Consider the following 21,765-nt stretch of genomic DNA (forward strand, 5'->3'; position numbering starts at 1 on the left):
GGCGGGAGCCTTGACCTCCGGTAGTGCCCCTTCAATCCAGCAACTGATCTTTTCGCAAACCCGCACGCTCATAATGGTGTGGCAACACGCGTCCATAGAGCTGCTGCGTCCGTTCGATCCCACCACACATGCCTTCGGCCTCGACAAATGAAAAGATACCCACATACCGCCGCCGCGTGCCCTTGACCGGGGCGACCCTGTGCAGGGAGTAGCGGCCTTTGAATATCTGCAAGTCCCCAGGTCGCAGCTCCAACCGATGAACGCGCTCATTGTTTCCGTCCAGAACCGACGCGACCTGATCGAAATTCTCATCCTCGGCTGTGCGCAGATTGGGTGCGTATTCGAATGCACCGCCCTGCTCGCCATTCTGGATCGCCAGTGTCACGGTGTAGTTGTTGGTGTCGAAATGCCAGGGAAAGCCCTGCCCCTCTTCCACGACATTGATGATCACATCTGCCAGAGGGTCATCGTAACGAAAGAAGCGGTCCTCAGGCTCATCCAGCGCATCCCGAATGAAGGGAAGAAATCCGCTAAACTCGTAAATCCTGCGCAAAGGACCGGAATGCGCAAAATTGTCAGCAGGAACAAACGCGTTCGACCGGTCATAGAACCGTCTGATCGGATGGGCGGCGTCGAACCGTGGGTCGTCTTTGGTGAAATAGGCATTTGTGCGATTGAAAGACCGGTGTGCATTGGGTGCCACCTCGTCGGCCTCCTGCACCAACAGCTCGATCCCTTGCGCATGTGCGAAACCCGGCAGAACCGCACAGCCGTCCTGTTCCAACTCGCGCCGCAAATCCCCGATCAATCGCCTGTAAGCTGGCGAATCCGGGCGATCAATCGGATATCGTCCCAGATCTACCAGGTCCTGTAACATGCTCCGCCTCCCTCGTTTGCGAACACAAGGTCAGCGTGACGCAGACAAATCACCGGATCATGCCAGTTTCAGACATCGACCTGACGCATTCAGACCTTCATACCTGTCCCGCCCTCACGAAAATGCCCGCCCTTTTCCCGGAAATTCCCGGCGTGCGGCAATCTGCGCAACAAAATTTCGAAAAATACCGCCATTGAGATAGAAAATTGGTGGATTTGCCTGTTGACGCTTCTCCCCCCCGAACATAATGTCCCCTCCAAGCAAAAAGGAGCCTCTGGCGATGAGAACGCTAGTCGTAATCGTAGGAACCACGCGCATGGGCCGGTAACGGTAAACCATAATCGAACCCATGCGCCTCCGAAATTTCGGGGGCTTTTTTTTGTCAAACGCAAGACACATGTCGCGAACGGAGCAAAGCAGATGACACGTGAGATGACCGGCGCAAAGATGGTAGTTCAGGCCCTTAAGGATCAGGGCGTGGACACGGTATTCGGATACCCCGGTGGCGCCGTCCTACCGATCTATGACGAGATCTTTCTGCAAAACGACATTCGTCACATTCTGGTGCGTCACGAACAGGGTGCAATCCACGCCGCCGAAGGCTATGCGCGGTCGACCGGCAAGCCAGGTGTTGCGCTTGTAACCTCTGGTCCCGGTGCCACAAACGCAGTTACCGGCCTGACCGATGCGTTGCTGGATTCGATCCCGATTGTGGTTCTGACCGGACAAGTCCCGACCTTCATGATCGGATCGGATGCCTTTCAGGAGGCCGACACCGTTGGCATCACGCGCCCCTGCACCAAACATAACTGGCTGGTAAAGGACACGAATTCGCTGGCCGAGACGCTGCACGAGGCTTTCCATGTGGCCAAATCGGGTCGTCCCGGCCCGGTTCTGATCGACATTCCCAAGGATGTGCAGTTTGCCACGGGTGAATACAACAGTCCGAAACCTTCGACCTCGCATTACCAGCCGGTGCTGAAAGGCGATCTGGAGGAAATCAACGAGCTTGTTGCAGCCATTGAGAAAGCCAAGAAGCCGGTTTTCTATACGGGCGGTGGTGTCATCAACTCTGGCCCCGCAGCCAGCCAGTTGTTGCGCGAACTGGTGGATTCCACGGGCTTCCCGATCACCTCAACCCTGATGGGTCTGGGCGCTTACCCCGCCTCAGGCGAAAACTGGTTGGGTATGCTGGGGATGCACGGCCTCTACGAGGCGAACCTTGCGATGCACGGCTGTGACCTGATGATCAACATCGGTGCACGGTTCGACGACCGGATCACCGGGCGCATTGACGCGTTCTCTCCAAAGTCGAAGAAAGCCCATATCGACATTGATCCGTCTTCGATCAACAAGGTCATCCGTGTGGATATTCCAATTGTCGGCGACGTGGCGCATGTTCTGGAAGACATTCTGAAGGTGTGGAAGTCACGCGGGCGCAAGACCGATGCAGCGGCTGTCAAGAAATGGCAGGCACAGATCTCTGAGTGGCGTAAGATCAACTGTCTGTCCTACACCAACAGCGAAAAGTCGATCAAACCGCAATATGCGCTGCAACGGCTTGAAGAACTGACGAAAAAGTATGACCGCTATATCACCACCGAGGTCGGCCAGCACCAGATGTGGGCAGCACAGTATCTTGGGTTCGAAGACCCCAACCGCTGGATGACCTCAGGCGGGTTGGGCACTATGGGCTACGGCTTCCCCGCTTCGATCGGTGTGCAGATGGCACATCCGGACGCGCTAGTGATCAACGTCGCCGGTGAAGCCTCGTGGCTGATGAACATGCAGGAGATGGGAACGGCCGTTCAGTACCGTCTTCCGGTCAAGCAGTTCATCCTGAACAACGAACGCCTCGGCATGGTCCGCCAGTGGCAAGAGCTACTGCATGGCGAGCGGTATTCGCATTCCTGGTCCGAAGCCCTGCCCGATTTCGTAAAACTCGCTGAAGCGTTCGGCGCCAAAGGCATCCAGTGTTCCGACCCCGCCGATCTGGACGACGCAATCATGGAAATGATCAACTACGACGGTCCGGTAATCTTCGACTGTCTGGTTGAAAAGCACGAGAATTGCTTCCCGATGATCCCGTCCGGCAAAGCGCATAACGAGATGCTTCTGGGTGAGGCCGAAACGCAGGGCGTGATCGACAGCAAAGGTTCGGTTCTGGTCTGATACCGTCCGAGGATTACCGCCGGGCGACCATTGCGCCCGGCAAACACAGGATGATGAAAGGGACATAAATGTCTGCCCTACATATCAAAAAAGGCTCCAACCGCCATTCGGCCTATAACCTACGGCCTACTTTTTCGGACGTGCAGGAACGCCACACCATTGCCGTGCTGGTCGAAAACGAACCCGGTGTCCTGGCCCGCGTGATTGGGCTGTTCTCGGGGCGTGGATATAACATCGAAAGCCTTACCGTGGCCGAGGTGGATCACACAGGACACCTGAGCCGCATCACCATTGTCACCACCGGCACGCCGCAGGTGATCGAGCAGATCAAGGCGCAGCTGGGCCGGATCGTGACTGTCCATGACGTGCATGACCTGACGGTCGAAGGCCCGTCGGTTGAACGCGAACTGGCCATCATAAAAGTCGTGGGAGAAGGCGACAAACGCGTCGAGGCGCTGCGCCTGGCTGACATCTTCCGCGCCAATGTGGTCGACAGCACTCTGAACTCTTTCATCTTCGAGATCACCGGCGCGCCGGACAAGATCGACGCTTTTGCTGACCTGATGCGCCCGCTGGGCCTGATGGAAATCGCCCGCACCGGCGTGGCGGCCCTACTGCGCGGCGACTGAACAACGTACCCGCCTTGGGACTTTTCTTGCACCCAAGGCGGAAACACTATTTGAGGTTGGTGGGCATTTTTAAAACCAACCCACGCGCCCTTCTATGCGCTAAATTTGCCATAGGGCCGGCTTTTCCGAATAAGGATCAGGTATTTTCACATAAAGCCTATTGCCATTGCACTTAATGGCATTAGCCTCGATGCCGCAACGCGACGTGGGGATACGTTGCTTGGGGTCAATCTGTACGATTTTTGAATGCGCGCCAGGGTCTGGCCCGGTGTTGCGATGGTTTTTCGGGAAACTCAGCAAGGCGTGGGCATCCATGACCGACGACATTCGCAGCCCGTCTGAACTTCGCGCGATGTTTGGTGCGAACCTGCGGCAACTGGCACGAAGGTATCGGTCAGTCTCAGCACTGTGCCGCAAGCTTGGCGTGAATCGGACGCAATTCAACAGGTATCTTTCGGGCGAAAGTGTTCCACGGCCGGATGTTCTGGATCGCATCTGCCGGTTTTTCGACGTGGATGCGCGCATTCTCCTGAAGCCTCTGGACGAAATTGAAAAGATCGAGGACCACCCCGCAGCGGCGGCCTTGACCGAGTTCCTGGGATCAGGTGTGGACATGATCGCCAGAACTGCGTTTTCTCCGGGGTTTTATGCCGTGATCGAAAGCGTCTCGGCCTCGCACCGTATGACCTTGCTGCACGCCCGACCACTGGCCCAATGCACGTTGATACGCGGATATGTGTCGCGCGCCGCGATGCCCGAAGCAACACCACAGGCGCGCGAAATACAGGGGATCGTCGCCTGCACCGGCAGTTCCGTCTATATGCTGACCTCTCAGCGAGCGGGTCAGAACAGTCGTGTTTATATGATTGCACCCGATCCGACGGGAACAGCAGTTCAGTGGCGCGGCACGGTCATAAGCCCGGCCAACCCTTCGACACCGGAACCCGTGGTTCTAAAATATCTCGGGCACGATGCAACGGCGATTTTCGCCGCTGCACGGTTGTCGACCAACAATCCGGCACAGTATCCCTGACCGGTTTTCTCAGGACGATGTGCCCTCGCCTTCGACTTGGGTGATTTGCCTATACAGGTGCCAACTGGCGTGGCCCAACAGTGGCAGGACCACCAGAAGGCCCAAAAACCAGGGCACCATGGCCAGAAACGTCAAAACAGCGATGATCACCCCCCAGGCAAGCATCACCGGAAAGTTCCCGGACACATAGGTAAAGCTTGCAATCATTGCCGTGACAAAATCCAACTCGCGATCCAGCAGCAGTGGGATCGACAAAACGGTGATCATATACAGAACGGTTGCGAAAACCGCCCCGACCACCGTGCCCACAGCCAGCATTGTCAGGCCATTCGCCGTCAGAAAGACCTCAAGCGAGGATGACACGTTTGTCATCGTGGCCAGCCCAAGGAACAGGGCAAAGATCATGTGCCCCAGAAAAAACCAGAACAGAAACACCACGACGATGATGGCGCAGATCGACGGCAATTGCCTACGGCTTTGTTGCAGCACGACACCAAAGATTGCGCCAAGATCCAGCGGTTCACCCTGTTCCAGCCGGTGCGACACCTCGTAAAGGCCAACAGCGGCAAACGGGCCGATCAACGGAAAGCCAATGGCTGCCAGAACCAGCCAGAAGGTTGTACCGGTCTGGATGGTGACCCATGCCATCGCCCATCCCGCAAGCACGTAGAACCCGGCAAAGATCAACCCGAACTGCGGCGCACGCCGAAAGTCGGCCCAGGCGCGCCCCAACGCGGCGCGTAGCATGGCAGTATCTACCGGACGCATGTCCGGAACGCCAAATGGCTTTTCCATTAAGTCTCCTCCCTGATCGGCGTTATGACATCGCCGGCCTCTTGTTGGGCCAGTCGGTTTCGGCGTGATAGGCCGCCCCGACCGACAGTAATTTCTGATCCGACCCTCTTGGTCCAAACAGTTGAAAGCCCATGGGCAGGCCCTGCACACCAAATCCGGCAGGCGCAGCCAGACAAGGCAAGCCGATCAGGCTGACCGGTACCGTGACATGCATCCAGCGATGATATGTATCCATTGCGCAGTCCGCGATCCGTGTGGGGTATGGTGTTTCAATCCCAAACGGCCAAACCTGTGCGGATGGCAGGACAAGGGCATCAAACTGCTCGAACAGTTCAGCCGCGCGCCGGAACCAGTCTGACCGGATAACACTGGCGTGATGCACATCCATGGCACTCATCGTCAGACCCCGATCCAGCTCCCACTGTGCTGTGTCTTTCAGGTGGTCCCGTCGTTCAGCCAAGGGTTCAAGCCCTGCGGCAACGCTCCAGGACCGCAGGGTGATCCAACTGGTCCATAACCGTTCGGCATCAAAAGGCGGGGCGACATGTTCAACGCGCGCGCCGAGCATTTCGAACACCTTCAACGCATCCCGGCACAGCTCAAGAATTCCGACCTCTGTTGGAAAGGCCCCGCCCCAATCGCCCAGCCAGCCAATGCGCAGCCCGCTCAGATCTGCTGCGACCACCGGTGACACCGGCGTACAATCTCTGGCCAGCGGCAGGCGTGGATCAGGCCCCGAGATCACATCGAGCAGGAGACCCAGATCCTCGGGGCTTCGCGCCATCGGCCCCAGCGTGGACAGTTGATGCAGGAAACTGTCACCCACAGGATCAGACGGCACCCTGCCCCAGCTTGGGCGAAAGCCATAGATGTTGTTCCACGCCGCCGGGTTGCGCAGGCTGCCCATCATGTCGGACCCGTCGGCCAATGCCACCATACCCGTCGCCAAAGCCACTGCTGCTCCACCGGATGAGCCACCGCAGGTGAAACTGGCATCATACGGGTTGCGCGTCGCACCATAGACCGGGTTGAACGTGTGCGAGCCCAGCCCGAACTCCGGCGTGTTGGTCTTGCCGATCAGGATGGCGCCTGCGGCCCGCATCCTAGCGGCAATCAGATCATCCCTGTCAGGGACGACATCCCTGAAAACAGGCGATCCATGCGAAGAGACAATACCTGCTACATTGACCAAATCCTTGACGGCAATTGGCAAGCCGTGCAGCGGGCCAGCGACGGGGCCGCTGTCGCGGGCCTGTGCTTCGGCCATCAGCTCGCCCTTGTCCCGCAGCGCCACTATGGCGTTCACCCCACCGTTGACCTTGGCAATGCGATCCAGCGTGGCCTGCATGACTTCCATGGCCGAAACCTGCCGGGTAGCCAGTTGGTTCAGAAGCTCTGTTGCAGATATCCGGGTCAGGTCCATAACACGCCAGTCTGTTGTTGTTCTTCAACAGCCTAGCGAGCGGCTCACCTCATTTAAACCCACTGTTTAGATGTATCTTTTCTTGCTTAACATACAACGGCATCACAACGCTTTGCCGTGCAATGGCAGGTTGCTGTTCCGGCCCAGCCAATACCGTAGACAAAGGGCAATGGCGCCACCACTCAACACCAGCCAGACGCCACCCCACAGCATCGCGGTGCCGCCGAATTCCTCGGCCAGCAGGAACGCGTCCGAGCGCGCACCGGATCGTCGGATGGTGTCATCAAAGATATCAAACGGCACGTAGATCATGCTGGTCAGCCCGATGACGCGCAGCACCAGATCACTGACCTCGTGGCTCATAAACCACGCTGTCGCAATCATTGCCGTCCCGACCCCTGCGCAAAACAGTAAGGCGAAAGCATCGCGTATGTACAGCAGTGCGATCAGACACATGATTGCGCCGAAAACAGCCAGAACAGCACGGTCAGCATTTGTCCGCAAGGCGATGATCAAAAGCGCAATGCCAAACACAAGCGAGCCGAGATACCCGGCGGACAGGCTGAGAAATCTGCTGCCGCCCCGGCCGATCACCATTCCGCCTTGCTGGGGTGAAATCGTGAAACTCTCGACCGAGCCGCCAGTCAGTAGGATTGTCCCGGCATGAGACAGCTCATGCAGAAAAACGACCAGAATCTTAAGCGGAACAACAACCGGCGTATTCCAGAGCGCAAAGACCAGACCGGTGATCAGGATAAGCTGCCAGTGCCCTTTCAGCAGGTCCAGAAGGGAACGCTGGCGTGTCACCTTAGCTGTCGCCCTGCGCCTCGGATCGGCTTTTGCCTGCCACGTTCAGGGCCAAGGTTGCCGCCATGAATCCGTCCAGATCGCCGTCCAGAACGCCTTTGGTATCCGAGGTTTCGTGATTGGTTCGCAGGTCCTTTACCATCTGATAGGGCTGCAACACGTAAGACCGGATCTGGTTGCCCCAGCCTGCGTCGCCCTTGGCCTCGTGCGCGGCGTTGATATCCGCGTTGCGGCGATCCAGTTCCTGCTGGTACAGACGCGACTTCAGGGCCTTCATGGCAATATCGCGGTTCTGGTGCTGCGACTTTTCCGAGCTGGTCACAACAATCCCGGTCGGGATGTGTGTAATCCGGACGGCCGAGTCGGTGGTGTTCACGTGCTGGCCACCAGCCCCCGAAGACCGGTAGGTGTCGATGCGGATATCGGCCGGGTTCACCTCGATCTCGATATTGTCGTCGACCACCGGATAGACCCAGACCGAGCTGAACGACGTGTGGCGCTTGGCCGCCGAGTCATAGGGCGAAATCCGCACCAGCCGATGCACGCCGCTTTCCGATTTCAGCCAGCCATAGGCGTTGTGACCAGAAATCTTGTAGGCTGCGGATTTGATCCCAGCTTCTTCGCCCGGTGTCTCGGATTGCAGCTCGACCGTGTAACCCTTTTTCTCTGCCCAGCGCACATACATGCGCGCCAGCATCGACGCCCAGTCGCAGCTTTCGGTTCCCCCCGCGCCCGAGTTGATTTCGAGGAAAGTATCATTGCTGTCAGCCTCACCGTCCAGCAGCGCCTCAAGCTCTTTTTTGGCGGCTCTGGCTTTCAGCGTCTTGATCGCCGCTTCGGCATCCTGAACGACTTCTTGGTCTTCCTCCATCTCGCCCAACTCAATCAGTTCGATATTGTCGCTGAGATCGGTCTTGATGGATTCATACGTCTCGATTGCATCGACCAGCATCTGCCGCTCGCGCATCAGTTTCTGCGCGTTTTCAGGGTTATCCCAAAGGTTGGGGTCTTCGACGCGCGCGTTGAATTCCTCAAGGCGATGCGGCGCGGTTTCATAGTCCATACGCTGCGCCAGCAGCTCCAGCGACTTATTGATATCCGCCACGATGTTCTGGGTTTCGGCGCGCATGGTCTTGTCCCAACTTGCTCAATCAGGCCTGCGTGATAGCAAGAGGTGCGAGACACCACAAGACAGGCTTGACCTGAATGCAAAACACAGTCGAAGAGTTTCTGGGCAGATGGGATTTGCACTTGCCTGAACTGGTTGCGGACACCGGCCATGCAAGAGTGTGGAAAGTACAATCCAATTGCGGCCCGGCTGCCTTGAAGCTTTATCGCAGGCAAGATCGCGGGAACGAAAAACCGGGCACCAGCTTGTTGGTCGGGTGGCGCGACAGGGGCGCTGTTCGGATTTTGGAAGAGGCACGGAGCGCCGTGCTGATGGAGTGGTTGGATGGACCATCTCTGGGGGATATCGCCCGCGCGGGCAGGCCCGAAGACGCCGTCAAGACACTTGCAGAAACAGCAGCACGTTTGCACGCAGGGGGCCCGGTCAGCGCCACTGGCATGAAACCCTTGCAAAAGGTGTTCGCCCCTTTGGCTGAATGCACCTTTGCGGCCGAGTGCCCTGCCCAACTGCGTAACGCGGTGAAGTCAGCGATTGCACTAAGTGAAGACCTGTTAGACAGCCAACCATTACCCGTACCTCTTCACGGGGACTTTCACCCAGACAATGTCATTATGACACCATCAGGACCCCGGATCATCGATGCAAAAGGTTATCTAGGCGATCCCGCTTTTGAACTGGCCAACGCGTTGCGACACCCTAAGGGAATGCCGGATCTTGTGCGCCAGCCCCTGCAAATCGAAACCTGTCTGTCGGAGTATTCCAAAGCAATGAGTGTACCACGAATACGGCTGGCTCAATGGGCTGCCGCGAAATGCGCATTGTCCATCTACTGGCGATCTGACGGCCCGATCTGCGGTGACGCAGAAGCTGATCTACTAAACCTGTTTCTGAAAGCGGCCGGTCAGTAAAGCCCGCCGGTGCTCAGGTCCCCTTGGGAAGCTTTCGGTCCAACGGTCACGGTCTCGCCCGTTGACGTCTGAACCTGAACCCCCGCGCGCTGCACTTCTTCAAACAATGGCAGATCCGATCCGATGGCAAAACCACCATCATAGACACGGTCGATGAATCCATCGACACCGTCGCGGAAGAATTCGGCCACGACATAATCACCGGTGGCATCATCTGGCAGGCGGGCCCCGCTGAAACGGTCGATCTTGATGAAATGGCCGCCTTCGGGCACTTCAAACGGACCACCGCCGTATTTCTCGACCGCTTTTTCCATGAAGCTCTGGAAAACTGGGCCGCACAACGTGCCACCATAGGCCCCACGTCCCATCGGACGCGGTCGATCATAGCCGATGTAGCAACCCGCCACGATGTTCGACGTAAAGCCGATGAACCACGCATCCTTGGAGTCGTTGGTGGTTCCGGTTTTGCCTGCTGTTGGCACCGGCAGATTCACTACGCCGGATGCTGTCCCGCGATCCACCACGCCCTTCATCATCGATGTCAGCTGATAGGCGGTGATCGCATCCATGACCTGCGCGCGATCCGTGACAAGGGTCGGCGATTCATCTGGTTCCAGCCAGGTCGAGTTACAGTCCAGACACTGACGGTCATCGTGGCGATAGATGGTTTTTCCGAACCGGTCCTGAATGCGGTCGACTAGAGTCGGTTCCACACGTTGGCCGCCATTGGCGAACATCGCATAGGCCGCGACCATCTTGTAAAGCGTGGTTTCCTCGGCCCCCAGCGAATTGGCCAAAAACGCGCCCATCCGGTCATAGACACCGAACCGTTCCGCATAGCCGGCAACAACGGGCATTGTAACTTCCTGCGCCAGACGGATGGTCATCAGGTTCCGCGACTGTTCGATCCCTGTTCGCAAAGGTGTAGGGCCGTAGAACTTGTTGGAGGAGTTCTTGGGGCGCCACAGACCCTGCGGCGTGTTCACTTCGATTGGCGCATCGACAACGATGGTCGCGGGGCTGTATCCGCTGTCCAGCGCGGCAGCATAGACAAACGGCTTGAACGACGATCCCGGCTGGCGTTGTGCCTGTGTGGCCCGGTTGAACACGGTATCCTGATACGAGAACCCGCCCTGCATCGCCAGAACACGACCCGAGTTCACATCCATCGCGACAAAGCCGCCTTGTACCTCGGGCACCTGGCGCGCCGACCATTGCCCATCTTCACCCGCAACGACAAAAATGACATCACCACGCTTGAAGTTGGCCGCAAAATCACCCTGCATCCACTTGATGTCCGCGCGCGGGATAATCCCATCGGCAGGACCTTCTTCGACACCAACGGTCAGTTGCTGGTCGGTCACGCCCAGAACCACGGCGGGATACCAACGGGTTGGCAGAATAACGTCGCGCGGAATTTCCATGGTCGCCAGCGCCTCGCGCCATTGCGCCTCATTCGCCAGTTTTTCTTCCGGGATCACGTCACCTGTTCCGCGCCATTTGCCACGGGACCGGTCGTATTTCTCGAGCGCCTCGCGCAAGGCCCGTGCGGCCTCAACCTGCATTTCCTCGTCCACCGATGCACGCACGGTGAAGCCCCCGGTAAAGAACTCGCCCTCACCAAAATCTTCGCTCAGCTGGCGGCGGATTTCGTCGGTGAAATAGTCGCGGGGCGGCAGGGCCGTACGGAAGCTTTCAAAATCTCCGTTCTGGACCGAGCGCAGAGGCAGCTCGACCTCGGCCTCATAGGTCGCCTGATCAATGTAACCGTTCTGCCGCATCTCACGTAACACGTAGTTGCGCCGGGCCAGAAGGCGTTCTTTTTCCCAAACGGGGTGGTAATCTGACGGCGCTTTGGGCATGGCAGCCAGCATGGCGGCCTCATGCGGGGCCAGTTCCTGGAGAGTCTTGTTGAAATAGGTCTGCGCAGCGGCAGTCACACCGTACGAGTTCTGGCCCAGAAAGATCTCGTTCATATAAAGTTCGAGGATCTGTTCCTTGTCCAATGTATCCTCAAGCCGAGTCGCAAGAATGATTTCCTTGATCTTACGCTCGGCCCGGCGGTCACCGGACAGCAGAAAGTTCTTCATGACCTGCTGCGTGATGGTTGATGCACCGCGTACGGTTTCGCCCTTGGTCCGCACTGCCTCGACCCCGGCGGCAATGATGCCGCGCGGGTCATAGCCCTGATGGTTGTAGAAATTCTTGTCTTCCGCCGAAATAAACGCCTGCTTCACCAGATCCGGGATTTCCTCGGATGGCGTAAACAGGCGGCGTTCCTGCGCGAATTCATCAATCAGCTTGCCTTCACCCGAATAGATCCGGCTGATCGTGGGTGGTTTGTACTGTGCCAGTGACTCGTGGCTGGGCAGGTCGCGCCCATACATCCAGAACACCGCGCCGATCACCAGCGCGGCCATGAAAATACCCAATGTCACGAGGCTGAAAATCGCCCCGAAAATCGAAAGAATGAACCGGATCACGTTACTGCCTTTTTTTCGCGGTGCTGCATATATAGTGATGCGCCGCCCAAGGGTCAAAACACCGAGCGTATTCTAGCCGTTTTGCGCCGCAAGGTCACTGACCAATAAGGGATTTGCGGATCACATCCTGCTGGCGCCAATCCTCAAGCCCCCGATGAATTCCCAGCGCCATTCTTGCACGCCAATCAGGATCTTTGAGGTTCTTCAGGTCTCTGGGACTGGACAGAAATCCAAGCTCGACCAGAACCGACGGGATGTCCGCCGCCTTGAGTACTGAAAAAGATGCGGTACGCAAGGGTTTGCCGTTCATCGGCCCGCCTTGTTGTGCCAGGCCGTTTGCGATGGCCTTGGCCAGCGCGCTTGTGCGTGGCATCGTTTCCTGACGGGCCATGTCCAGCAGAACATCGGTGACCTGATCATCCGCCCCGTTCAGATCGATACCGGAAATCAAATCCCCGCGGTCGTGCCGTTCCGCCAGCTTCGCACTGGCCACATCCGAGGCATCGTTGGACAGGGTATAAACCACAGCGCCATGCGCCCGCCCTTCGGACAGGGAATCAGCGTGCAGCGAAATGAACAGGTCCGCACCGGCCCGGTGCGCCAGCGCAATTCGGCGCTCCAGCGAGACGAACTGATCGTCGACCCGCGTCAGAACCACCTCGTACCCGCCTGATCTTAGAAGGATTTCGCGCAGCTCACGTGCGAAAGTCAGCATCAGGGTTTTTTCATCAATCGCGTCAGTCTCGGCCCCCGGGTCAATGCCTCCGTGGCCCGGATCCAGCATGACACGCAAGGGTCGGTCGGCACCGCGCACCGCGGCTTGAGGCACATCCGCCGGTTCCGGCAAGTCCCAGCCCGGGTTTCGCGGCGCACCTGCCGAGGCGTTGAAGGCATCGAAATCCGTCCCCTTGAGGTCGAGCGACAGCAATGCAGCACCTGAATCCTCTGCCACCGACATTTCTGCTTTCGTCACTGCCATCGGCGCCCCCAGTTCCAGCACCAGACGTGACCAACCCGGAACATATGCGCCAAACTGCACGCCGCTGATGCGATCGGATTGCAGGAAATCTTCGCGGATCAGCCCGACCCAATCCACTTCGTTGAAGTCCAGAACCATACGGTAGGGATCCTGCAAGGTGAAAATCCTGTAGGGAACGCCCTGACTGAGGGCGATGTCCACCCGAACACCGGTACGCCCGACATCCGTAATACGGCTCTGGTCAGGCTGGACACGCGCCAACGCGCTGAAATCCTGCGCAATGGCACCACCAGCCAACGCCCAACACAGCGCAATGCTAAAGAAGATCCTGCTCATGGCCTCAAGTTTTCCCGAGATCGTTTGCCGGGCACCCTATACCACAAGCGGCCGCTTGTGAACGGCTCAGGCCGGTTCCCTGACAGCGCCGCGCCGCGCCATAAAAAGGCGCAAACGCTCAAGCCCTTCCTGAATGTCATCCGTCGCGCGCGCATAGGAAAAACGCAATGTGGTATGGCCGCGCTGCGGGTCGAAATCCAGCCCTGGCGTCACGGCCACACCGGCCAGTTCCAGAATCTCGGCCGCAAATGTGCGGCTGTCGTCGGTCAGGTCGGATACATCTGCATAAACATAAAACGCCCCGTCGGGCGGCGCTATGTTCGAAAACCCGGCCTTGGGCAGCCCGTCCAGCATCAGCGCGCGATTGCGGCGGTACACATCCAGATTGGCTTGTAATTCGTCGTCGCAATCCATCGCAGCCAGCGCTGCGACCTGGCTGGCATGAGGGGCGCAGATGAACATGTTCTGAGCAATCCGTTCGACCACGCGCACCTGATCCTCAGGCACCACCATCCAGCCAACGCGCCATCCGGTCATCGAAAAGTATTTCGAGAACGAGTTGATCACATAGCATTCATCAGTCAGCTCCAGCGCCGTCACGGCCTTGGCTTCGTATTCCAGCCCGTGGTAAATCTCATCACTGATGAACGACGCGCCCTGCCCGTGCGCCGCCTGGATCAGGGTGCTCATGGCGGCACGGTCCAGCATCGTACCGGTCGGATTTGCGGGCGAGGCAACCATCAGCCCTTTCAGGTCCATCCCCTGAATATCCGCCGCCACGGGCTGCAACCTGTTTTCCGGCGCGGTCGGCAGGTCGACCGGGACCAGCCCCAGCGCCTTCAGGATCTGGCGATAGGACGGATAGCCGGGCGCCCCGATACCGACACGGTCACCGCTGTCGAACAATGCGGTAAAGGTCAGCAGGAATCCGCCGGACGAGCCAGGTGTGATCACCACCCGCTCTGGGTTCAGATCGACATTGTGCCAATCCCCGTAAAGCCGGGCGATCCGCTGCCTCAGGGCGGGCAGACCCAGGGCAACCGTATAGCCCAGCGGGCCTTGCTCCATCGCCGCGGCCAAAGCCTCGGTCGCGCCCTTTGGCGCGCCGGTTCCGGGTTGGCCGACTTCCATGTGGATCACGTGGCGACCCGCCTCTTCGGCCTTGCGTGCCGCCTCCATCACATCCATCACGATGAAGGGATCGACCCCGGACCGGGTTGAGTTTCTCATGCCCATCTCCCATGTTGCAGTCATGGCTTTTGAGCGCGTATCCCGGTTGGCGTCAATCCCGGCCCTGATGGTTGCCGTTGTCGTCTGGCTGGCGGCAGCGATGCAATCGCACGCGCAGAGCCTAATCCGCGACCCTGATATCGAACATGGCCTGCGTGAACTGGCCTTTCCGGTGTTGCGGGCTGCGGGGCTGAACACGAACCGGGTTCAGATTCTGGTCGTAAACGACAACACGTTCAACGCATTCGTCATCGACTACAACGCGATTTATGTGAACTACGGGCTGATTCTGACCGTCGAAAGCCCTGAGATGTTGCAGGCTGTCATCGCCCACGAGGCCGCCCATATCTCGAATGGTCATCTGGCGCGACGGGCTGAGAACCTGAAAGCCGCGCAGCGCAACGCCAGCCTCGGCACGGCTTTGGCCCTGCTGGCTGCAGCGGCGGGTGGGGGCGAGGCCGCCATCGGGATCGCTGCTGGCACCCAAGGCGCGGCAATCCGCGGTTTTCTGGGTCACACCCGCGCGGAAGAGGCATCCGCCGACCGCAGCGCCGCAAGTTACCTGCGATGGGCCGAAATCTCACCCAGCGGGATGGTGGAGTTGCACCGAAAGTTCGCCGGTCAGGAACTGCTGAGTGTCGCCAACCAGGACCCCTATATGCGATCACACCCGACAAGCCGTGATCGTCTGCGCGCCGCCGAGGCTTTCCTGGATGAGTTTGGCGACCGAGCCGTTCCAAACCCCAATGCGGATTACTGGTTTGCGCGGGTTAAAGGCAAGCTGTCGGCCTTTCTGCGGTCGCCCAGTTGGACCTTGCGGCGCGCCGGCGAAGAACCCTACCGCGACATCCGCCTGATGCGAGAGGCTTCGGCCTATCATCAGAATCGCGATCTGTCCCGCGCTCGTGCCGCGATAGACTCGGCGCTTGCCGAGCGTCCTGATGACCCGTTCTATTACGACCTGAAAGGGCAAATCCTGTTGGAAAACAGAAGGGTAAGCGAGGCTGTTAAAGCCTACGCAAGCGCTGTTGAAATGGCACCTAACAATGCGTTGATCCTTGCGGGCTATGGGCGCGCACTGTTGGCGCAAGGGGAAACAAAACAGGCATTGAATGCACTGGAACAGGCGCGTGCGCGCGACTTTCGTAATGCACGCCTGATGCAGGACCTGGGTGTGGCTTACGCGCAGGTCGGAAATAACGGCATGGCTTCGACCGTGACGGCAGAGCGCTATGCCCTGCAGGGTCGGATGGAGGATGCCGGAATTCACGCGAAACGGGCCGTGGCGCAATTGCCGGAAGGCTCTCCGGGTTGGCAAAGGGCACAAGACGTGTTGATTGCCTCAGAACGACTCAAGAAAGATAAAAGGAAACGGAAATGATCCTCAGACATGCTGCACCTGCCCTTCTGGGGCTTTCCATGGCGGCGACCTCAGCGCAGGCGCTGGACCTGAACGCGATGAATGATGCCGAAAAGGCAGAGTTTGGCGCTCAGGTACGCGAATACCTGCTGGAAAACCCCGAAGTCATTATCGAGGCAATCAATATCCTCGAACAGCGAAACGCAGTGGCCGAAGCGGCCGCAGACAAGGAACTGGTTGCCGCCAATGCGGCCGAACTGTTCGACGATGGCTTTAGCTGGGTTGGGGGCAACCCGGATGGCGATATCACACTGGTCGAGTTTATGGATTACCGCTGCGGCTATTGCCGCCGCGCGGTGCCCGAAGTGGCAAACCTGCTGGCCAGCGATGGCAATATCCGCTTTGTGATCAAAGAACTGCCAATTCTGGGCGACGCATCTGTTTTGTCCTCTCGCTTTGCGGTGGCAACCAAGCAAGTGGCGGGCAATGACGCCTATAAACAGGTTCACGATGCGCTGATGGAATTCAGCGGCGAACCCTCAGAAGTAACTCTTCGCCGCATCTCTGACGGGCTGGGTCTGGACAGTGACGCGATCATCGCCGCGATGGACAGCGACAGCGTCACGGATGAGATCAGCCGCACCCGCGCCCTGGCGCAACGGATGCAGATTTCGGGCACGCCCTCATTCGTGTTGGGAACCGAGTTGCTGCGCGGCTATCTGCCTGCCGATCAGATGCAGCAGATTGCAGATGGCGTTCGCGCAGAACAGGGTTGATAGGTATTGGGGGCGGCACAGCTGCCCCCAGACAAAAAGGCGGACTGATCGCTGACCTCAGCCGTCTACCGGTTCCACGGCCCGTTGATAGAGATGCCACGTGGTATGGCCAAGGATCGGCAAGGTAAAGATCAAGCCCATAAACGCCGGAACCATCGACAATAACATTGTGACCGAGATGATCGCTGCCCAGCCGAGCATGACCACAGGGCTTTCCGAGACGACGCGTAAAGACGTCAACATGGCTGAAACGAAATTTGTTTCCCGGTCCAGAAGCATGGGCATGGCGACGACAGTGACCGAAAACAAGACAGCCGACAGAAACGCCCCGACACAGGTGCCGATTGCTAGGAATGTCCAGCCCTGCGGGGTGAACAAGATGATGTTCAAGAATCCGTCAAAATCCGAAAAGGATGAATTCTGCAGGATGATCGCAAGCCAAAGCCGGACCTGGTAAACCCAAACCCAGAAAATGAACAGCGTAACAAAGGCCATCCAGCCCATTTCGCGCTTGCGTTGATCGGCCATGACTGTGAGGATTTCATACCAGCCAAATTTCTCTCCCTTCTGTAACCGCCGGGACATCTCATAAAGTCCTGCAGCGGCGAAAGGCGCGACCAGAGGAAACCCGACAATCGCTGGGATGATCATCCAGATCTTGCCAAGCCAGACCAAGCTCCAGACCATCAGGATGCCGAAAGCCGCATAGAAAAACCCGAAGAAACCGCTCATGAAGGGGCGCGCCAGAAAATCGGAGAACCCAGCTTTTAGCGACGCCTTTATATCATCCGAAGTAACCCGATTGACCTTGGGCATGGCCTGCTGGTGTGGCGTCAGGTTCTCAGGTGGCGTAGGGCCTGCGGTCTTGGATGTCATGACACACTCCTCCCAAAGCATGGGTCCGCGCTGTTCTGTTTACCGACTGAACCGGCGGCGAAACAGGCATCGTTCGGTCACGAAACAAGTTTGCAACAGCTCAGGCATCAGGGCAAGGGATGAGTAAGGTCGCTATGTCTGCCTTACCGACACAGCCGACCCCACACTACTCCGCCGCTTCCGCAGCCGCGTCCAGTTCCGCGGCTTTCTTTTCGACCTGCTCCACGATGTGGTCGATCATCTGATCGTTGGACATCTTATGGCTGGCCTTGCCCGCCAGATAGACCATCCCGGATCCTGCCCCGCCACCGGTAAACCCGACATCGGTCATCAGCGCCTCGCCCGGTCCGTTGACCACGCAGCCGATGATTGACAGGCTCATCGGTGTCTTGATGTGTTCCAGACGACGTTCCAGCGCCTCGACGGTCTTGATAACGTCAAACCCCTGCCGCGCGCAGGACGGGCATGAGATGATGTTGACGCCACGGTGGCGCAGACCAAGGGATTTGAGGATTTCAAAGCCAACCTTCACCTCTTCCACCGGATCGGCAGACAGGCTGACGCGGATCGTGTCGCCGATCCCCATCCACAGCAGGTTGCCCAACCCGATGGCAGATTTGATGGTGCCGGACACCAGTCCGCCCGCCTCGGTGATACCCAGATGGATGGGCGCATCAGTGGCTTCGGCTATGCCCTGATATGCGGCGGCGGACAGGAAAACGTCGCTGGCCTTCACACTGATTTTGAACTCATGAAAATCATTGTCCTGAAGGATGCGGATATGTTCCAACCCGCTTTCGACCATCGCTTCGGGGCACGGCTCGCCATATTTCTCAAGCAGGTGCTTTTCCAGACTGCCCGCATTCACGCCGATCCGGATCGAGCAATTGTGGTCGCGCGCGGCCTGAATGACTTCTTTCACCCGGCGTTCATCGCCGATGTTGCCGGGATTGATGCGCAGACAGGCAGCGCCTGCCTCGGCCGCCTCGATACCACGGCGATAGTGAAAATGGATGTCCGCAACGATGGGCACCGGGCTTTCGCGCACGATCTCTTTCAATGCCTTAGCCGACGCCTCATCTGGGACTGAAACGCGCACGATATCCGCGCCAGCCTCGGCTGCGGCCTGAACTTGCGCCACCGTTGCCGCCACATCGGTGGTCAGGGTGTTGGTCATGGTCTGAACGGCGATCGGGGCATCCCCCCCGACGGGAACGTTACCGACCATGATTTGACGGGATTTACGACGATATATGTCACGCCAGGGGCGCACGTGATTAAGGGACATAAGGACGGATCCGCGTCTGCCTGAGTTGCGACTGTAGATAGTCCGGCAAAGGGGTTACCGCAATGGCAAGATCACTCGGCGGGCGCTTCTGTCGCCTCGGTTTGCAGTTCAGCCACCAATTGCTTGAGAGCGCTGTTCTGTTCCGCCTCAAGATCGGCAACGGCATAAACTTCAGACACCGCGTCTTTCGAAAGGATCACCCCTTTGGCAACCGTGCCGGGTGCCCCTGCCGGGCCATAGTGCTCGCCGTTCATTGAGAAATAAACCGATCCCGACGCCCCTGCCCGCAACAGCGGTGGTTCTTCCGTTAGCGGAACCTCAAAGACACTGCCTTGCTCGACCGTTCCAAGGGTCCCTTCGAAAATAACACTGCCATCCGCCGCCGTCACCCGCATCCAAGAAGGATCGACAGCAACGATTTTCAGCATGGTATCAATCTGTTCCACGACCTGCGGCAAGGATGGTCGTTCAACCGTGTGCACTTCGGCGACTTCGAACTGCGGCAGGCTTGGCGGGCGGAAGGTTCCGACATCGCGTGGATCAAGGGTCGAAATCGGCGCATCGCGGGCAACCAGAACCGGAACATCCAAGGCCTGCGGACGATAGAGGCGGTCCAGTGCCTCGGTGTTCGCCGCAGCAACCGCATCATCGACAACGCCGTCGCGCACGGCATCCAGCGGATCAAGGTCGGAAAGCACCACAGGCGCTTGTTCAACCGGGCTGACCTGTACCTGCTGGATCTTGTTCAGAACCGCCCACCCGCCATAGCCGATGCCACCAATAACCGCCAAAAGCACCAGCGACGATCCGATGGCGCGCGGTTCAATCTGACTGACCAGAGATTCCTTGCCCGGAATATACGGCGTATTGGGCGAGATGAAGGGATCGCGCCCCATTGGCCCACGCGCCGGAAGCGCGCCGGTCGGCTTTCGCACCACCGAAGCCTCGGCCGACATGCCATGCGCGACCGAAAAACCGCTTTCCGCGCAGAAAGTCGAGAAGGTTTCATCCGGGTTCATCCCCAGATAACGCGCGTAAGAACGCACATACCCGGCGATAAAGCCGGGCGTGTCAAAGGCATCAGGATCTGCGTTTTCGATGGCAGCAATGTAGTTGGCTTTGATCCTCAGCTCGCGCTGAACATCCAACAGGGATTTGCCCATGGTTGCGCGTTCGCCGCGCATCTTGTCACCAAGGCGTACCTCGTAGTCGTCAAACCCTTTCGGTCTGACATCTACATCCTCATCAGATTCGCGCTGTGATCTGCGCCCAATCATTCCTGCTGCCCCATTCTGCCTGTCGCGCGTTTCGCGTTAGCGGCGAATCATCCCCAAAACGATTCGTCCGCCGATTTTGTTAGCGTAAGCTTAACACGCGGCAAATACGTTGCACACTTTGGCGTGAGGTTAACCGGCAAGTTCGGCGCGATTTAGCGCACAATGTGACCAAAGTTCGTCCATCGCCTGTACCAGACGGTTCATTTCGTCAGGCCCATGCACCGGAGAAGGGGTAAAGCGCAGACGCTCGGTTCCGCGCGGAACGGTCGGGAAATTGATCGGTTGCACATAAATGCCGTAATCATCCAACAGCATATCGCTGAGCTTCTTGGTATGGACCGGGTTTCCAACGATCACGGGCACGATATGGCTTCCGTGGTCGATCAGCGGTAACCCCATCCCCTTCAACCGCAGCTTGAGGATTTTGGCCTGCGTCTGATGCTGCTCACGCAGTTCAGGTGCAGTTTTCAGGTAGGCAACCGATGCAGCAGCCCCGGCCGCAACCGCAGGTGGCAGGGACGTGGTAAAGATAAAGCCCGGCGCATATGACCGCACGGCGTCGCACATCTTGGCGCTGGCCGCGATATAGCCGCCCATCACGCCATAGGCTTTTGCCAGCGTGCCATTGATGATGTCGATCCGGTGGGCAAGGTTATCGCGCTCGGTCACACCGCCGCCGCGCGAGCCATACATGCCTACCGCGTGCACTTCGTCGATATAAGTCAGTGCGCCGAACTCATCTGCCAGATCGCAGATCTCTTCGATCGGACCAAAATCGCCGTCCATAGAATAAACCGACTCGAATACGATCAACTTGGGTGCGGCCGGATCGTCCGCTTCAAGCAGCTCGCGCAGATGCGCCACATCGTTGTGCCGGAAGATGCGCTTGGCCCCGCCATTCCGGCGCACGCCTTCGATCATCGAGGCATGGTTCAGCGCGTCAGAGTAGATGATCAGGCCCGGGAACAGTTTGGGCAGCGTGCTGAGCGTTGCGTCATTGGCGATATAGGCGCTGGTAAAAAGCAGCGCGGCTTCCTTGCCGTGAAGATCGGCCAGTTCAGCCTCAAGCCTTTTATGATAAACCGTGGTGCCCGAGATATTGCGCGTACCGCCTGAACCTGCACCGGCTGCATCAACAGCTTCGTGCATTGCATTCAGAACGACCGGGTTTTGCCCCATGCCCAGATAATCGTTGCCGCACCATACGGTGATGTTCTGCTGTGACCCGTCCGGACGTGTGCGCACCGCATGGGGAAAATACCCATTGCGACGTTCGATATCGATGAAGGTCCGGTAACGACCTTCATCATGCAGCCTGGCAATCGCTGAATCGAGCTGAGCAGTATAGTCCAAAGGACCCTCCTTGAACGCCCGTATCCGGTTTCCC

18 protein-coding genes are annotated in these 21,765 nt (G+C 58.3%); 6 read left to right on the plus strand and 12 right to left on the minus strand.

Annotation, left to right across the window (positions count from 1 at the left end; translation table 11 throughout):
* Positions 1-31: 31 nt before the first annotated feature.
* Positions 32-877, minus strand: a complete 846-nt coding sequence (locus AC2FLU_RS09930; RefSeq protein ID WP_480493005.1) for a HalD/BesD family halogenase — start codon at positions 875-877, stop codon at positions 32-34.
* Between the two features lie 420 nt (positions 878-1,297).
* On the opposite strand from AC2FLU_RS09930, the gene AC2FLU_RS09935 reads away from it, so the two are divergent.
* The 3 genes from AC2FLU_RS09935 to AC2FLU_RS09945 all read left to right on the plus strand — a co-directional run bounded on the left by AC2FLU_RS09935 (position 1,298) and on the right by AC2FLU_RS09945 (position 4,711).
* Positions 1,298-3,049 (plus strand): acetolactate synthase 3 large subunit, encoded by a 1,752-nt coding sequence (locus AC2FLU_RS09935; protein WP_480473311.1) that lies wholly within the window; start codon positions 1,298-1,300, stop codon positions 3,047-3,049.
* A 68-nt stretch (positions 3,050-3,117) separates the two neighbouring features.
* Positions 3,118-3,678 carry an acetolactate synthase small subunit gene (gene ilvN, locus AC2FLU_RS09940; protein WP_209503637.1) on the plus strand — a complete coding sequence of 187 codons (561 nt, stop codon included), beginning with the start codon at positions 3,118-3,120 and terminating at the stop codon, positions 3,676-3,678.
* 313 nt (positions 3,679-3,991) lie between these two features.
* Positions 3,992-4,711: a helix-turn-helix domain-containing protein gene (locus AC2FLU_RS09945; RefSeq protein ID WP_480553750.1), complete on the plus strand. Its 720-nt coding sequence runs from the start codon at positions 3,992-3,994 to the stop codon at positions 4,709-4,711.
* A gap of 9 nt (positions 4,712-4,720) precedes the next feature.
* On the opposite strand, the gene AC2FLU_RS09950 is transcribed toward AC2FLU_RS09945, so the two are convergent.
* The 4 genes from AC2FLU_RS09950 to prfB all read right to left on the minus strand — a co-directional run bounded on the left by AC2FLU_RS09950 (position 4,721) and on the right by prfB (position 8,865).
* Positions 4,721-5,506 carry a DUF2189 domain-containing protein gene (locus AC2FLU_RS09950; RefSeq protein WP_480553751.1) on the minus strand — a complete coding sequence of 262 codons (786 nt, stop codon included), beginning with the start codon at positions 5,504-5,506 and terminating at the stop codon, positions 4,721-4,723.
* Positions 5,507-5,528: 22 nt separating this feature from the next.
* Positions 5,529-6,929 (minus strand): amidase, encoded by a 1,401-nt coding sequence (locus AC2FLU_RS09955; RefSeq protein ID WP_496714789.1) that lies wholly within the window; start codon positions 6,927-6,929, stop codon positions 5,529-5,531.
* Positions 6,930-7,031: 102 nt separating this feature from the next.
* Entirely contained in the window at positions 7,032-7,736 is a 705-nt protein-coding gene (locus AC2FLU_RS09960) for a M50 family metallopeptidase (protein WP_496714788.1), read from the minus strand.
* A 1-nt stretch (position 7,737) separates the two neighbouring features.
* Positions 7,738-8,865, minus strand: coding sequence for a peptide chain release factor 2 (gene prfB, locus AC2FLU_RS09965; protein WP_496808720.1), 1,128 nt, complete (start codon positions 8,863-8,865; stop codon positions 7,738-7,740).
* Between the two features lie 77 nt (positions 8,866-8,942).
* On the opposite strand from prfB, the gene AC2FLU_RS09970 reads away from it, so the two are divergent.
* Positions 8,943-9,773: an aminoglycoside phosphotransferase family protein gene (locus AC2FLU_RS09970; RefSeq protein ID WP_480553754.1), complete on the plus strand. Its 831-nt coding sequence runs from the start codon at positions 8,943-8,945 to the stop codon at positions 9,771-9,773.
* Here AC2FLU_RS09970 and AC2FLU_RS09975 read toward each other — a convergent pair.
* From AC2FLU_RS09975 to AC2FLU_RS09985, 3 genes are all read right to left on the minus strand, one after another.
* On the minus strand, positions 9,767-12,256 hold the full coding sequence (locus tag AC2FLU_RS09975; RefSeq protein WP_496808719.1) for a penicillin-binding protein 1A: 2,490 nt from the start codon (positions 12,254-12,256) through the stop codon (positions 9,767-9,769). The genes AC2FLU_RS09970 and AC2FLU_RS09975 overlap by 7 nt on opposite strands.
* Before the next feature lie 94 nt (positions 12,257-12,350).
* The gene (locus AC2FLU_RS09980) at positions 12,351-13,571 is read right to left on the minus strand and encodes an N-acetylmuramoyl-L-alanine amidase (protein WP_496808718.1); all 1,221 of its coding nucleotides are present in this window, start codon (positions 13,569-13,571) and stop codon (positions 12,351-12,353) included.
* A gap of 66 nt (positions 13,572-13,637) precedes the next feature.
* On the minus strand, positions 13,638-14,801 hold the full coding sequence (locus AC2FLU_RS09985) for a pyridoxal phosphate-dependent aminotransferase (RefSeq protein WP_496811959.1): 1,164 nt from the start codon (positions 14,799-14,801) through the stop codon (positions 13,638-13,640).
* Between AC2FLU_RS09985 and AC2FLU_RS09990 the strand changes: the two genes are divergently transcribed.
* Both AC2FLU_RS09990 and AC2FLU_RS09995 read left to right on the plus strand, forming a co-directional pair.
* Positions 14,800-16,182 (plus strand): M48 family metalloprotease, encoded by a 1,383-nt coding sequence (locus AC2FLU_RS09990; RefSeq protein WP_480553758.1) that lies wholly within the window; start codon positions 14,800-14,802, stop codon positions 16,180-16,182. The two genes, AC2FLU_RS09985 and AC2FLU_RS09990, sit on opposite strands and share 2 nt — an antisense overlap.
* Entirely contained in the window at positions 16,179-16,937 is a 759-nt protein-coding gene (locus AC2FLU_RS09995; RefSeq protein ID WP_480553759.1) for a DsbA family protein, read from the plus strand. Before AC2FLU_RS09990 ends, AC2FLU_RS09995 begins: the two co-directional genes overlap by 4 nt.
* Positions 16,938-16,994: 57 nt before the next feature.
* Here the strand turns inward: AC2FLU_RS09995 and AC2FLU_RS10000 are convergent, their stop codons facing one another.
* The 4 genes from AC2FLU_RS10000 to hemA form a co-directional block, all read right to left on the minus strand.
* A complete protein-coding gene (locus AC2FLU_RS10000) occupies positions 16,995-17,813 on the minus strand; it encodes a DUF2189 domain-containing protein (protein WP_480473337.1) in 819 nt (272 codons plus the stop codon).
* Between the two features lie 166 nt (positions 17,814-17,979).
* Positions 17,980-19,101 carry a flavodoxin-dependent (E)-4-hydroxy-3-methylbut-2-enyl-diphosphate synthase gene (gene ispG / locus AC2FLU_RS10005; RefSeq protein WP_209503626.1) on the minus strand — a complete coding sequence of 374 codons (1,122 nt, stop codon included), beginning with the start codon at positions 19,099-19,101 and terminating at the stop codon, positions 17,980-17,982.
* 71 nt (positions 19,102-19,172) lie between these two features.
* Positions 19,173-20,378, minus strand: coding sequence for a helix-turn-helix domain-containing protein (locus tag AC2FLU_RS10010; protein WP_496714785.1), 1,206 nt, complete (start codon positions 20,376-20,378; stop codon positions 19,173-19,175).
* 129 nt (positions 20,379-20,507) lie between these two features.
* Positions 20,508-21,731 (minus strand): 5-aminolevulinate synthase, encoded by a 1,224-nt coding sequence (hemA, locus tag AC2FLU_RS10015; protein ID WP_480480456.1) that lies wholly within the window; start codon positions 21,729-21,731, stop codon positions 20,508-20,510.
* Between the last annotated feature and the right edge of the window lie 34 nt (positions 21,732-21,765).

It is taken from the genome of Ruegeria sp. SAZD013 (assembly GCF_059612525.1).